Genomic DNA, 14,294 nt, shown 5'->3' with positions numbered 1-14,294 from the left:
ACATTAAACTTACCAGCTCGTCCAGCCACCATCGACGGCCAGGTTATGCCCGGTAACGTAACTGGAAGCATCAGACAACAGGAACGCGACCGCTCCGGCAATTTCCGGCGACCGGCCAATGCGGCCAAGCGGCGATTTCGCGGAAAGACGGGCGATGAAGTCGGGATAATTTTGCTGAACCTGAGGATTGGGAAACGGCCCCGGCGAAATGCAGTTGCAACGAACCTGCGCCTGCCCATAATGCACAGCCAGGTAGCGGGTCATCTGAATGATTCCCGCCTTACCGACGCCATATTCGATAGGATTCTTGTTCATCGGCGCTTCATAAACCTTCGGATCCGGCGCTACCGAGCCGTACATGCTGGAAAACAGCACAATACTACCCCGGCCCTGCGCAACCATCGCATTGCCCACCTGACGGGCAAGCGCCCAGGTGGCAGTGAGGTTTCCATGGTTGATCCGGTCGAAATCCACCTCATCCAATCCATCCATCGTTTTAGCGGTGGTGAATGCGGTGAGGTTAACCAGTCCGTCAGGAACGCCCTGTTGATCAATCCATTGATTAACCTGCTGCTCGCACGCCGGAATATCGGCTATATCCGCGCTGGCCGGTGTCACTTTCCCTTCCAGTCCCGCCTCTGCCACAAATTCCGCCGCCCTTTCACCCAGGTCAACACATAGCACCTGAGCACCCAAGTCATACAAAGCCATCACAACCGATTGCCCCAAGTATCCTGCGCCACCAAAAACCCAGATTTGCTTACCTTCGAGACTAAACAGATTCTTCATGCTAATTATTTAAATATCAGTTACTTACCTATTTCAAGAATGGTCCCGGCGATGTGTCTTGTGCCATTATCTATATTGAAATAATAGGTCACCAGCACCTGTTTGTCGCTCAACTGAACGGCCCAGGGGTAGCCTATGTCATAGCCACCGCCATCCTCCCGCAGGACAATCTCCTTCGCAGTGGCGAAATCGGTGCATTCGGCATTGAGAATTCGCGCGCGGATACCGAATAGCTTATGCCGGTAGCCGTAAACGAGCAGTACCCGCTTGTCGAGCAGGCGCATGGCTTGCAGCGGATGACCTTGAAAACCCATTTTCTCCCATTTCCCAAAACTTTTGCCGCCGTCGGTGGAGCGGGCCATGCATGCCTGATCGTCCAACTCCGCGCTGCGAAGAAATGCAACCAGGTCGCCTTTTGGAGTTTCGTAAATGGAGGTTTCGTTGAACGACGCTTTTTCATCGCTGGCGACAACGCTGGCGTATTTCCAGGTAACGCCTTTATCCTCCGAAATGAGCAGGTGATTGGTCGTCTTTTTAGGTTTGTTCGATTCACTGGCCGCCACGACCCAGAAAACGCGTCCGTCCTTGCCCTCGTACATCGCTCCGCGGTTGTAGGCGGGAACCGGTTTTCCATACACATCGAGGTTGATTTCCGGCTGGATATGAGGTGGATAAATGGGGCCTTTCCAGGTTTTGGCCCCATCGGTCGAGCGCATCATGTAGCCGCCGAGGAATACGGCTTCACCAATCATGAAGTAAGGCTGTTTCAGTTTCTCCAATCCGTCGGGCCTTAGAAACGCCCATCCGTAACTTGCGCAAAGCAACGTACCGTCGCGCAATTGCAGCATGCACGGGTCCTGCGATCCACCGAGCGAATGAGCGTACAAGAGGTCCGGTTCTTTTGTCCAATTGACACCATCTTTGGACTTAACCATAACCAGGTAACTATTTGGATCGACATGGCTGCTGGCTTTTTCGCCAAAACCCCGGCGCTCGGGAGCCCGCCGGAATGCGACGAGGATCTCACCATCCTTCTTTTTGACGACCGAAGGGAATGTGGCGTAGTACTGCTTGTCTTCGTAAATAATGACATCCCGGACTTTTTTAACACCCGGAACACTATCACCCGGCATCTCAGCACTCGCCGAAGCCGCGCTCGACAAGAAAACAATAGCAGCCAGCAGCCTTGATTTTAATTTACTCATGATTTGTAATCTATTGAATTTCAAATAAATGCTTATAACAGAACGTCATCTCCGTAGTACTCCGCCTTCCACGAGCCGTCGCCCGGCCGGTTATCCCAAAGATCCAGCCCCTCGAAAATCTGTTTCGGATCGTTTCCTTTTTCAAACTTTTCGGGAAGCGGGCGAAACTGCGCAGGGACGCCATAAGCAAGCGAATTAGCCGGAATATCCTGCATGACCACCGCTCCTGCGCCGACAAACACATTATCGCTGATCGTCACTCCCGGCCCGATCGTTACACCGCCGCCGATCACGACATGGTTGCCGATGGTTACGCCGGCAACACCAGCTTCTCGCATGGGCAGCATGGCATTCAGGAAGGTGACACCCGGACCGATGAAGACCATGCTACCGATCACAGTACGGCTGGGGAGGTACACGTGGGCCATAATCTTGACGCCCTTACCGATTGTCAACCGCCCTTCGAGCGTCGTGCCGTGGAGAATCACCACACGGTCGCCGATCTCGCATTCTGCGCGTACGAGCACATTATGCCCGCAGGTGAAACGATCGCCGATGACGGTGTCGGCATAGATGACCGTGCCGGTGTGGATGCGCGCGCGGTTGCCCAGTACCAAAGGCTTGCGCCAGCCCGGGTACTGGTAGCCCAGCATCACGTTTGGCTCGATCTCGGCGTCGGGGCCAAGCTGGCAGTTTCTCATTTCGGGAGCGTTGTGCATATCTGTACCGTTTTTGGGGTGCCCAGGGTTGAAACCCGGGGTTAAGGATGACCGCTCCTGGCGGAGCTGGGGTTGGTTACGTTTTGCCGTCCGCCTGGTTAAAATCGCGGGGAAATTTTGATCTATTCCCGTTGGCTTCAGCCAACAAAAGGGATCCGTGATGTGATGTTGCGTCCAACGTTATCGGTCTCGTTGCCAGCATTCACTTTGCAAATTGGGCCAATTTATTAATCGCGACCACCGAGCAGGCGTCGCCGCCTGGCGCTTTATAGGGCGGTACGTTACCCCGGTAGCGGAAGTAGCCGGCTTGGTATTCACGGTCGTCGCAGGCGGTGGCGTCGGGGATATAGCCGTAGGCGCCGTCGGTGTAACCGCCGGTGAGCACGCAGGGCAACGCAGCTTCCTGCTTGATTTTGAGGCCCGTTTTCACAAAAGGCTCATACGGCAGTCCCACAAAACCAACGTCGCCGAAACGGGCCACCACGATGCTGATCGGCAGCTCGGTGGGCACGTTTCTGAGGTTGTTGGTCTGATGCTGGTCGAGCGCCCACACATACCAGGGCCGCACCGATTGCACGAGCCGGGCCCGGTAAGGCGGTGTGAGGGCTTTCGGGAAGTTCATGCCCACGCATTCGTACGTATTTTCATCCCCGGCATCCCCTCTTTTTACAAAGTCATCGATGGAATCCAGGTCCTTTTGCAGACTCGCCTGACCCGGAAGCGGTGCCAATGGAACCCCGACGGGCTCACGGCTCCATTCCAGCCCGATGCGTTTGGACTTACGGAGCGATTTCGCAGCGATGATAAAGGTCTCACCGAGCTGTTCGCCAAGCACCTTAGCTTGCTCGAAGGTACCCGTAAGCATATGTTTGGCATTGATATCCCCGCCGCAGCCCTGTACAAAGGCCACCGGCGAGCCACCGAGATACTGGGACAATTTGTCGGAAGCAACCTGCGGGAACTGGCCGTAGCTCATCATTTTCTCAGGATTGTAAGCCGCCACGGGATGACCCGTAAAGAAAGAAAATGCAGCGACCGGCTTGTCGGTCTTGCTTTTAAAAACTACCACCATCGCTTCGGGGTCGATCAGACCGCGGTAACCTTCTCCAACCAGCATCCGGTCTTCCTCACGCATGAAATAGGTTTTACCATTCAGCCTGCGGCCGCGGCGATTGTAGGTAATGCGATTTTCTTCGGCAACGCCCCATTCCACGGTCACCGGCTCCATGCTTCCGGCGATTTGCGCCGCAGCTTTCCGCAGTTTTTTCATAAAATCCTGCCCCAGTTCCCAATTGAGCACTTGCGGACTGCCCGCTTCGGGGATTTTGGTGCTATCTACATGCAACCAGGGTATGGTATGGTTGTGGGACGACGACGTCACCACTGCCTCAGGAGCGATTTTCAGAGTCTGGGAAAGAATATTAACACAGGCATTACGCAACGGCCCGGCTTCAACACTTAATGCCGAAGTAAGAAAGCAAAGCCTGTTATTACCTTCTTCCAGCAGGATAACCGTTGTTTTCAAATCCCCGTGTACGACTTCGATCTTGTTACCGGTTTTGGTATGCCCCGCCGGTGTGCCTGCTTTGGGCATAATTGCGAAAGTCTGGCCCGCGGCTTTCAGCTCATCTGCTGCATTTGCCTGCACGGAGGCGCTCACTATCACGGAGAAAATAGCCATGCAAATTTTCTTCATAACAAAATGAATAAGAGAGGTTCAGGAAAAATTAAGGCATCTATGGCTGATCAGCGGATTCCAGTGTACTCACCGGCTCCGCTTCGGTTTTAGGTCTGATTCGGTAGAGTAGCCAGGCGCAGAAAAGCATCGTGACAGCCGCCACCTGGAACATCGCATTCAGGTCCACGTTCGCATCGCGCAGTGCGCCCCCCGCGTAAATACCGATCCCACCGACCATGCAACTGAACAAATTCAGGATACCGTAACCCGTAGCCAGGTAACGCTGGTCGGCGACCATGCAGAGGATCGGCATCATGTTGGCGTCGAGAAAGGGACGGGCAAACGCGAAGATCATGAACGCCGCCACAGCTACCCACAAGACATCGGTGTTGCTGGCCACAAAAATGGCCGGTGTGGCGATCACGAGGCCCAACGCAGGCAGCAAAATGCGGGCGCGTTTGTTGGTTTTATTCCAAAGGTCTGCCATGGCGCCTCCGGAAAGCACTCCGAGGAGCATCGGTATAAAAAAGTAAGTTGTCGCATAAACGCCTGCCTGTGTCTGGCTCAGATTGAAATGCTCCTTATAGTAGGTTGGCAGCCAGCCGTTGATCATCCAACTCACCACCCCCAAAAGTCCCCAGGCGGCCAGCGCCATCAGATAGGCCGGCTGACGGAACAGATTTCTGATCGCATCGCCAAAACCGATTACCTCCCGATTATCTGCCTCGCGTGGCTGTGCAGGCGCATCCCTGAGCGAAAATGAGAGAACGAGTGCATACACAACGCCGATCATGCCAAAAACAACGAACGCGAAATTCCAGGTGCGGCTCTCGGCCAGCCAGCCCCCGATAAAGCCCAGACTCTGACCAATATACACACCAGCCATATGAATACCCACAGCCTTGGAGCGTGTCGGGCCGCGGTGATAGTCGACGATCAACGCCAATGCAGCAGGAATGTAACAAGCTTCGCTGATGCCCATTAATGCCCGGGTGATGAGCAGCTCTTCGAAAGTCGTCGCCTGGGAGGTAAGCCAGGTCACTATCGACCACACGAAAAGGCTTCCGATAATAACGCGGCTCCGATTGAAACGGTCGGCCAGGTAACCGGCGATCGGGCTCAGCAGACCGTAGATCCATAGAAATATCGACGTCAGCAGCCCAAACTGCGCCTCACTCATCGGAATGGCTTCGATAATGGACGACCGCATGGTGGTGATCATCATGCGGTCGAGGTAGTTGAGCCCGCCGACTACGCATAGCATCATTACAACCAGCCAGGCGTAGGAAAAAAGTTTGGGTTTAGGATCAGTCGCATTTGCTAGCATGCAGTCATTGATGGGTTTAGTAAAATGAGGCTTTTACAAAATTATATTTTGCCAGACACCCGATCCTCTACTTTCTTGGGATTAACTAATACAATCTTTCAGAATAAAGATAAAACTAAATCAATTGAATTTCAGCGAATACAGATCTCCGTCTTTGATCGTGATCCGTAACCGGACGGGTTTCGACGCCCATTTCGACACATCGCTACCGCCTTTCCACGTTACCATGCGGCGGATTTCGTTGCCGATAATAGCGGGGCATTCGCCCAGCGTAAAACCCGGAATCGCCTTGCCCGTTGCATCCTGCAATTCGACTTTCAACTCGCCCGCCGCGGAGGTGGAATAGTTGATTTCCAATTCCTTACCCGTGAATGTAAATGGCTTGGTTATCATCTCACCGCCCTTGTAAGGTGCTGTGAGCGAAGCAAATCCGTCGATCCGCATTGAATAGCGTTTCAAATGCGCCGTAGACTGCGCATACTCCTCGTTCACGAAGACCGACATTTCAGTATCGCTCGTCTGCACCACATTTAATGCCGGGTAATTGGAGCGCGAAACCCAGTTGGCCAGCCCTATCCCCGGCCGGATAAACGAATCCATAAAAGTACGGTCGTAAACGCTCCCGCCGCGACTCGACATCAGTATGGCATCGGAGCAGTCGTTGTAATATTTCGGATTGACATTCAAACGTTTGGCATCGTCATCGGACACGACTTGCCGGTTTGGCATAAAACGGGCGCCGATCGCAAGGTAAATGTGCGGCGCACGGTAATATGGGCTGGTTTGCTGGGTGTACAAATGTTCCATCGGCGTATCCCCGAAAGTCATCGGTACCGGCTCCGACCAATGGATGAAATCATCCGAAGTTGTGCGGCTTACCGACCGGTATCCATTGAAACCGTCGCCTGTCCAGGTGCGGAAATAGCAGACATATTTCCCTTCGCTTTCCGACCAGAACGATACATTCTGTGAGTCGAACAAGCCTTTTGTGAAGACGCTCTCGGCGGCCATTTTCTTCCAATGAATACCATCCGACGATGCATAGGCCATTAACCCGCTCTTTTTCGTGCCGCCCAGTGCCTTGAAGCGTTCGACGGGTTTCACTTTCGGGTTCTTGTCCAGAAACGGGCTGAAATTATGCGTCACCGGCGGCTCGTGCGCCAGAATCGTATTGTTGTTTTTAGAACCGTCGACGGTGTTAATGCCCAAATCGGGCTTCGTCCAATGTGTCCCGTCTTTCGACTCCGCATAGCAGGTTACTTCGGTATCATTACCATCGGTACCGGCATTCCGGACACCGCGGTAATAAGCCCTCAGCAAGTCGCTGTCCCGGATAATGGTGCAATACCCGCTGAAATTACCTTCCCATGGTTTATCGAATTGGAGGACGGGTCCTTCGTTATGCGGATGATGGAGTTGCAGGTTTACGTTCTGCAAGCGGTCGATCAGGTAATGGTCGACAAAAACCTCCCTTCGATCGCCCAGTTCCAATGGCTGTTGCGCCTGGCTGAGGGAATGGATCATGAAACCAATGACGAATACGATTAATTGCGGCTTACGTCTCATAAGGGTCTGTTTAATACAAATCAATCCTTCACCAGCCGCACCGAAAGGCCGGAGGTCATGACAAAACTCTTCTTTTCCAACCGGTTATTTCTAAAAGAAAGCATACGGCAGTAGCTGTTGTCAACCAGGTAACGCGTGGTGCTCCACCAGTAACCGGCCGCGCCCGCTTCGAAGAATGGCCCGCCATAATAAGCCGGACCTTCGTGGCTGCGGTAGCCACCTGGAAGCGCCGAAAACCGGGCTTGATTATCGCCATTGCCATTATTTTTCCAGCCTTTGGTTGCTTTTAGAGTCTTGCCCGCAAGGTCCGAACCACCGAGTTCATCGGCCAGCTTCTGCCATTCAGCATCGGTGGGCACGTGCCAGCCCTCGGGTGCGAGCTTGCGCTTGTCGACGACAGCCCAGAAGTTGTATAATTTACCTAAACCCTTCGCTTTCACAGCATCCTGCCCATAATAGCACCAGGCAGGTTTGCCTTCTATACAAGCTTTTTCCCACGCTCCGGCAGTATTCGCTTCCATGACGGACTCACCGTTCCGGAATTTAGTCACGTCCAGATTTTCGGCCGACCATTCCTGACTCCCAATCTTTACCGATGCAGGTCTGTATTGCATTTCAAGCTTTCCAACCGCCGCGACAAGTAAGGGCAACGTGAGCATGAAACCTATTTGAAGAAATCTATTCATGTCAAAATCAATTAAATACATCCATTACTTAAACCGAATGGAATACAAATCGGCGTCTTTGAGGTAAATGTGCAGCTGCACCGGCTTCCCCGCCATTGCGGAAAGGTCGGTACGTCCATTCCAGGTAACGGTGCGGGCTATTTCATTGCCGACCAGTTCCTCCGAATCAAGAAGTGAGTAGCCTGGCAGGTCTTCGCCATTTTCGTCCGTCAATGCTATGCGTATTTCCCCGATGGCCGACGTGGAATAATTGATTTCCAGTGCTTTGCCGGTGAACGTAAATGTCTTTGTTCTCACCGACCCTCCTTTATAGGGTGCATTAATACTGCTGAAACCATCGACGCGCATCGAATACCGCCGCAAATGACCGGTTGGTTGCGCATAATCCTGGTTGACATACAGCGACATTTCACTATTGCCCACCGGCACAATGTTCAGCGAAGGATAGTTTGTCCGTGCCGACCAATGGTTGAGCCCCATAGCCGGGCGGATAAATGCCTCCATGAACGTACGGTCGTACACATTACCACCGCGCGAGGTCATGATGAAAGGTTCCGAAAGGCCCTTGTGCTGGCCCGGATCGACTTTCAATTCATTCAACTGATCGAGCGTGGCAATCTGGCGGTGCGGCACAAACCGCGAGCCGATAGCCACATAAATATGCGGCGCACGAAAATACGGGCTCGTTTGCTGCGTGTAAATGTGCTCATAAGGCCGGCTGCCGTAAGTCATTTCGACGGGTTTGGACCAATGGATAAAATCCGGGGAAGTGGAGCGGCTCACCGAGCGGTAACCCCGATCGTTCCCGCCCGTCCAGGACCGGAAGTAGCAAACATACAGCTGCTCGCTTTCAGACCAGAAGGACACATTCTGAGAATCCAGCAGCCCATCATTAATTACACTTTTTTCCTGCATCTTTCTCCAATGCTTTCCATCCGCTGAAGCGAACGGCACCAGACCGCTTTTGTTGGTGCCTCCGAAGGCTTTTAGCCTTTCGTTAGGCTTCGCCTGCGGGTTTTTGTCTATGAAGGGGCTGAAATTGTGGGTTAAGGGGGCCTCTTCCAGGATGATGTTGTTTTCTTTGGAGTTGTTAGCCTCTATGAGGCCTAGCTTAGGCTTTTCCCAATGGATACCATCCTTTGATTCGGCGTAGCAGGTGTTGTCTTCCTTTTTGCCTTCGGCTCGCTGGTGGCCCCCGCGGTAATAGGCGCGGTAAATATCACCGTCATGGAGAATCGTGATGTAAGCAGGCGCATTGCTTTCCCAGGGCTGGTCGAAATGCATGACGGCGCCTTCGTCTCTTGGCGGGTGCATCACGAGGCGCGCGCCTTTCATTTCGCGGATCAGAAATTGGTCGGCGAAGATCTCCCGTCGGTCGCCCAGGGCAATGGTTGGCTTGTCGCCCGGGCCGTCGAAGCCGCTTATTAGCGCTGCTGCGGCCATACAGGCGATCATTTTACAGCTATTTTTCAGCATCAATAACCCGGATTTTGTTTAACCAAAGGTTCAAGACTTAATATCGTCTCACCCAGCGGGAATAGCAAATCGTTTTCGGTCTTGCCTTTCAGCAAAGGCACTTTTTCCAATGCTTTTCCAAATCGTACCAAATCCCACCAGCGCTTCCCTTCCTGCGTCAGTTCAAATAACCGCTCTTGCAAAATGGCCTCGTCATTGGCCGCCTTAGTGCCGTTTACAAAGGTGTGTGCGGCGAATTTGGTACCATAAGCACGTTTGCGGATCAAATTCATAGCCTCCGACGGGTCTTGTCCGAGCCCATTCTGCGCTTCGGCTTTCATGAGGATTACATCGGCGTAGCGGTAAAGGATCAGGTCGTCATACATCACGCGCACGCCGCCGGTAATGAGGCCGGGCCATTTCTGGTCGATGTTGTACAGGAAACTGGTCACACCATCTTTGGTTTGATTCACCTCAATGAACGTCGCATTCTTGCGGATATCATCGTCATTGAACTGCTTCGTTACCTCCCGCGACATTTGCCAGTAGCCATCCTTGCCCGAATACGGCAAAAGCTTGTCAATCACGCTTTGGGGCGTAAAAGGTGCCGTCGGTGCTGCCAGCGCGGTTACCCCTCCGAATACCGAGCGTCCGGTAGATTCGCCCTCTGCGAAACGCACGGCGAGGATCACCTCTTTGTTTCCCTTATTTCCAAAAGCAAAAACCTGACTGAAATCACTCAGCAATTGGACATCACTTTTCTCCACTTCCGCAATGGCAGTCAATGCAGTATTGAAATCGGCAGCACCGCCATTGAGCTTTTTGGCTGTCCATAGAAACACATCTGCTTTGAATGCATTCAGTGCGGGCTTAGACCATCTTACCCGGCCGGTCGGGATGGTGTTGGTCGGGAAAAGCGCTAATGCACTTTCAATGTCCTTTTTAATCATGGCAAACACTTCTGTTTGCGGACTGCGCTCCTTGTAGATGGTCGCTGGGTCGAAGCCTTCTGTCGGCTGATCGATCAGAATGAGGTCACCCCAGGTTTTGGTCATCATAAAATAGGTGAATGCGCGCATGGCATAAGCCTGAGCCAGAATTTCGTTCTTTTCGGCTTCGGCGGTAAAGGCGATCGTCGGCACGTATTTGAGTATGAGGTTCGCGTCGTGCACCACCGAGTACATGGCCGTCCAGTCGGGACCGGGGTTCACACGGCTCAGGGCATTGGTGAATGGGTAAAAGTTGATAGATGGATCGAAACCGAAGTTTTGCACCCAGATTTCGCTCCGGGCCTCGCCCCAGATGAAGAAATTGGTCGCCGCCTGCGTCCGCATACGTACATACATACCGTTGAGCGCGCCGCGCGCCTCTTCGGGCGATGTCCAGAAAGAAGTATTGGTGATCTGGCTGATCGGTTTCAGGGTCAGATCGTCCGTACAGGCCGAAAACATGGCTATGGCCATCAGGGTGCCTATCAGTTTTCGCGTGATGGGTTTCATATAGAATGCCGGTTTGAAGGTTGGTTTTTCTTAAAATGCCGGGGTGATCTGCACACCGAAAATGAAATTGCGCGGGTTCGGGTAACGGCCATTGTCGGTACCGCCCTCCTCGGGGTTGAGCCCGGTGAATTTGGTGAAGTATTTCAAGTTATTGGCCGTTACGTGGACCCGCAACGCAGCGATTTTCGCTTTACTTAGGGGCGATTGCGGGAAATTATAGCCGAGCGAAATCTCGCGCAGACAAAGGAAATCGCCCTTTTCGTAGTAATGCGAGTTCCCGCGGTACAGGTTCGACTGCTGGTTCTGGTCCGCCCAGTAATAGCGCGGAATGTCGGTAACATCGCCCTGTTTCTGCCACGAACGCGTGACAGCCTTTGAAATGGCATTCTGGCCGGAGAAGTTGCCGAGCACGCGTGCTTTGGTTTCGTTGTAGATCATATGGCCGGTAGTGTAATCCATCCGGATCGTCAACCCGAAACCTTTGTAATTCAATCGATTGGTAAAACCACCTGTCCAGGTCGGATAAGGATTACCCATGTAAATGCGGTCCTTGTCGTCGATGATGCCGTTGCCGTCCGAATCGAGCCAGTTCACGTCGCCACCGTGCTTGGTTTTGTCGGTGCCCACCACAAGCATGTCTTTCGGACCAGCGGCTGCGGCCTCATCCGTGGCGTAAATGCCCAGTTGTTTGTAGGCAAACATATCTCCTATCTGGCCCTTTTCCTGCAAGCCGCCTTTCCATGCATATGCGCCGGTTTCGGGATCCCATATATTCACCCCACCGATGCGGTTGTTTTCGATGCCATTGTCGGGCAGTTCCAGGATTTTAATTTTGACATAACTCGCATTCAACGATGCCGTCCACTGAAATTCTGATTGCGCGGAAAGGATCGAAGCATTCAGTTCAAACTCCAAGCCTTTGTTTTCCAAACTCCCCAGATTGGTGAGAATGCTGGTAAAGCCGGTCGTACGGGGTAGTGCGAGATCGGTGAGCAGGTTGTCCGTCACACGGCGGTAAATGTCAAAGACGCCGGAAATACGGTTGTTGAGCAAGCCGAGGTCAAATCCGAAGTTGAGCGTTTTGGAGCGTTCCCACTGCAACGCCGGGTTGGCGAGGGCCGAGTTGTAGATCGCCGCATCTCCAAAATACCGGCTACCGACATCGTAAGCGCCCTGCGCCTGGTAATTACCAAGGCCGCTGATATTTCCATTCACCCCATAACTTCCACGTAGTTTCAGGCTATTGACCGCCGCTGGCATGCCCTTCCAGAAATTCTCGCGGTGCAGGTTCCAGCCCAGCGACACGCCGGGGAAAAAGCCCCATTTGTATTCCGCACCGAGGTTGGAAGCGCCGTCGTAGCGCGCGTTGATGCTCAAAAGGTATTTCTGATCAAAATTATAGTTGATCCGTCCGAAATAGCCGTACAACAACTGCTCCGATTCTGAGCCTGTCACACTCCAGGGTGTAGCCGAAGCATTCAGGGTAGGGATAATGTCGGTGGCGGAATTGCGTCCCACGGCCGTCACGTCGCGGTTCAGGGTCTTGAAATAGGAATAACCTATTGTCCCTTCGAAATGATGCTGGTTACCGATCGATTTAACATAGTTGAAAACCGCATCGGCCTGCCGCTGCACGAGATTGGTTTCACCAAATGTCGCCTCTCGGTTCTGGTTGAGCACCAACGGACCATCCAGGTAAGATTTCAGGAAGCTCCGGCGCGCAAAGTTGTTATTAATGAGCGACACCTGCGGGCGGAACGTCAGCCCCGGCACGATCTCCCATTTCCCTCCCACCACAAACATATAATTGTCGCGGCGGCGCTTGGCGTCGTAGCGACTAATGTAATAGGCCGGGTTACCATTTGTAAAAAGCCTTCCCGGAGCGAGCGAGCCGTCCTCAAACTGATATTTCGAAGTTTGTGCGGTGTTGATATTGTTTTTGAAAACAATGCCCACATCCGGCACCTGATTATCCTCGACATTCGCATAATTAATCCGGCTGAAAAAATTCAGGTTCTTGGTCACCTGCATATCGCCGTTCATATTCAGCGTTACACGTTGATAATCTGTATTAATGGATATACCCTGTGCATTCAGGTAACCCAGGCCCATGCTGTACCGGACTTTTTCGGAACCGCCGGATACCGAGAGATTGTGATCGTGCGTATAAGCCCTTCTGAAAATCGTTTTCTGAAAATCGGTGCCTTTGAAAATCAACGTCTTACCCGGATCGAGCGGGTCGGGAGTGGTTTCCCATCTGGCACCCCATTGGTCGGCAGGAAGGTCGAGCAGGTGCTCGTTATCGCCATTGAGGTACATGGTTGTGAAGGCGGTCTTGTTGGTGAGATCGTTACCTGTACCGCCTGCATTGGCCTGCGTCAGAAATGCCAGCGTACTGGGCGCTTTCACCCCACTGGCCGCGATACCCAGACGCATGAATTTGATAAAATCCTTTGCGTCAGCCAGTTCATACAACTTTGCTACTTTGGAGGTAGTGAGGTTATAGTTGTAGGAAACCTGCATCCGACCCGATTTGCCCGATTTGGTCTCCACAATAATAACTCCATTGGAGGCCCTGGCACCGTAAATGGACGTAGAAGCCGCATCCTTCAAAACCTGCACCGACTCGATATCCGCCGGGTTAATATGGTCCATATCGCTCCGGATCACGCCGTCGACGACATATAACGGCGAGGAGCCATTCGGGTTGTTGATCGACGTTCCCCCGCGAAGGATCACACGCGGGCGGTCGCCGGGCTGCCCGGATGTGCTCTGCACGCGCAGGCCTGGAATTGTCCCCTGCAATGCCGACGCCGGGTTGGCATAGGTAACGTTCTGCATTACACGCGTGTCGAGTTTCGCAATCGAAGTCGTCACCGTCTCCCGCGATTGCGTACCGTAACCCACCACCACTACTTCGTTCAAAACCGAAATATCGGCCACCAGTTTCACGTCCACCACCGAGCCATTCCCGATCGTCACTTCCTGGCTTTTGTACCCGATAAAAGAGAAGATCAGCCGGGTGTCCTCGCCGCCGACATTGATCGAGTAACTTCCGTCGACATCCGTACTGGAACCTGTGGTAGTGCCTTTCAGCTGTACATTCACCCCCGGCAGCGGCTCGTTTTTCTCGTCCGTCACTTTTCCGGAGATTTTCCTGGATTGCTGGGCAAAAGCATCTGTCTGTCCCAGACACACCAGTAACAGCAACCAAAGAGCGCACTTACAAATAGAAAGATTTAATAAAATTTTCTTTTGCATAATTATTAGCTTAGAAGGTTTTGCAACATGAGTATCTGACAAAATTACCTTCTAGCAAATCCGGGTTCCGCTACTTTTGTTTGCTTTTGTGATATTATTTTTCAAGCCG

At 52.8% G+C, this 14,294-nt stretch carries 11 protein-coding genes; 1 reads left to right on the top strand and 10 read right to left on the bottom strand.

Translation table 11 applies throughout. The features are described 5' to 3' along the window. Window positions 1–9 precede the first annotated feature (9 nt). From LZD49_RS03440 to LZD49_RS03430, 3 genes are read right to left on the bottom strand one after another with little or no spacing between them, the layout of a single operon-like run. A complete protein-coding gene (locus LZD49_RS03440; RefSeq protein WP_234665919.1) occupies window positions 10–789 on the bottom strand; it encodes an SDR family oxidoreductase in 780 nt (259 codons plus the stop codon). Window positions 790–809: 20 nt separating this feature from the next. After that, entirely contained in the window at window positions 810–1,994 is a 1,185-nt protein-coding gene (locus tag LZD49_RS03435; RefSeq protein WP_234665918.1) for a sialidase family protein, read from the bottom strand. A gap of 32 nt (window positions 1,995–2,026) precedes the next feature. Further along, on the bottom strand, window positions 2,027–2,485 hold the full coding sequence (locus LZD49_RS03430) for a hypothetical protein (RefSeq protein ID WP_234665917.1): 459 nt from the start codon (window positions 2,483–2,485) through the stop codon (window positions 2,027–2,029). Here LZD49_RS03430 and LZD49_RS35770 point away from each other — a divergent pair. Further along, a complete protein-coding gene (locus tag LZD49_RS35770; protein WP_234665916.1) occupies window positions 2,471–2,758 on the top strand; it encodes a hypothetical protein in 288 nt (95 codons plus the stop codon). The genes LZD49_RS03430 and LZD49_RS35770 overlap by 15 nt on opposite strands. A 157-nt stretch (window positions 2,759–2,915) precedes the next feature. Here LZD49_RS35770 and LZD49_RS03420 read toward each other — a convergent pair whose 3' ends face one another. From LZD49_RS03420 to LZD49_RS03390, 7 genes are all read right to left on the bottom strand, one after another. Beyond that, a complete protein-coding gene (locus LZD49_RS03420) occupies window positions 2,916–4,409 on the bottom strand; it encodes a hypothetical protein (protein ID WP_234665915.1) in 1,494 nt (497 codons plus the stop codon). A gap of 40 nt (window positions 4,410–4,449) precedes the next feature. Beyond that, window positions 4,450–5,718, bottom strand: coding sequence for an MFS transporter (locus tag LZD49_RS03415; protein ID WP_234665914.1), 1,269 nt, complete (start codon window positions 5,716–5,718; stop codon window positions 4,450–4,452). A gap of 120 nt (window positions 5,719–5,838) precedes the next feature. Continuing rightward, the gene (locus tag LZD49_RS03410; protein WP_234665913.1) at window positions 5,839–7,284 is read right to left on the bottom strand and encodes a hypothetical protein; all 1,446 of its coding nucleotides are present in this window, start codon (window positions 7,282–7,284) and stop codon (window positions 5,839–5,841) included. A gap of 20 nt (window positions 7,285–7,304) precedes the next feature. After that, window positions 7,305–7,970, bottom strand: coding sequence for a fibrobacter succinogenes major paralogous domain-containing protein (locus LZD49_RS03405; RefSeq protein WP_234665912.1), 666 nt, complete (start codon window positions 7,968–7,970; stop codon window positions 7,305–7,307). A gap of 24 nt (window positions 7,971–7,994) precedes the next feature. Continuing rightward, window positions 7,995–9,425, bottom strand: a complete 1,431-nt coding sequence (locus LZD49_RS03400) for a hypothetical protein (RefSeq protein WP_234665911.1) — start codon at window positions 9,423–9,425, stop codon at window positions 7,995–7,997. 20 nt (window positions 9,426–9,445) lie between these two features. Further along, window positions 9,446–10,924 carry a RagB/SusD family nutrient uptake outer membrane protein gene (locus LZD49_RS03395; protein WP_234665910.1) on the bottom strand — a complete coding sequence of 493 codons (1,479 nt, stop codon included), beginning with the start codon at window positions 10,922–10,924 and terminating at the stop codon, window positions 9,446–9,448. Window positions 10,925–10,954: 30 nt separating this feature from the next. After that, a complete protein-coding gene (locus LZD49_RS03390) occupies window positions 10,955–14,185 on the bottom strand; it encodes a TonB-dependent receptor (RefSeq protein ID WP_234665909.1) in 3,231 nt (1,076 codons plus the stop codon). Window positions 14,186–14,294 lie beyond the last annotated feature (109 nt).

It is taken from the genome of Dyadobacter sp. CY261 (assembly GCF_021440085.1).
Taxonomy (GTDB): Bacteria; Bacteroidota; Bacteroidia; order Cytophagales; family Spirosomataceae; genus Dyadobacter.
Note: the sequence above shows the minus strand (reverse complement) of the source record. Positions and strands in the feature narration are given on the sequence as shown.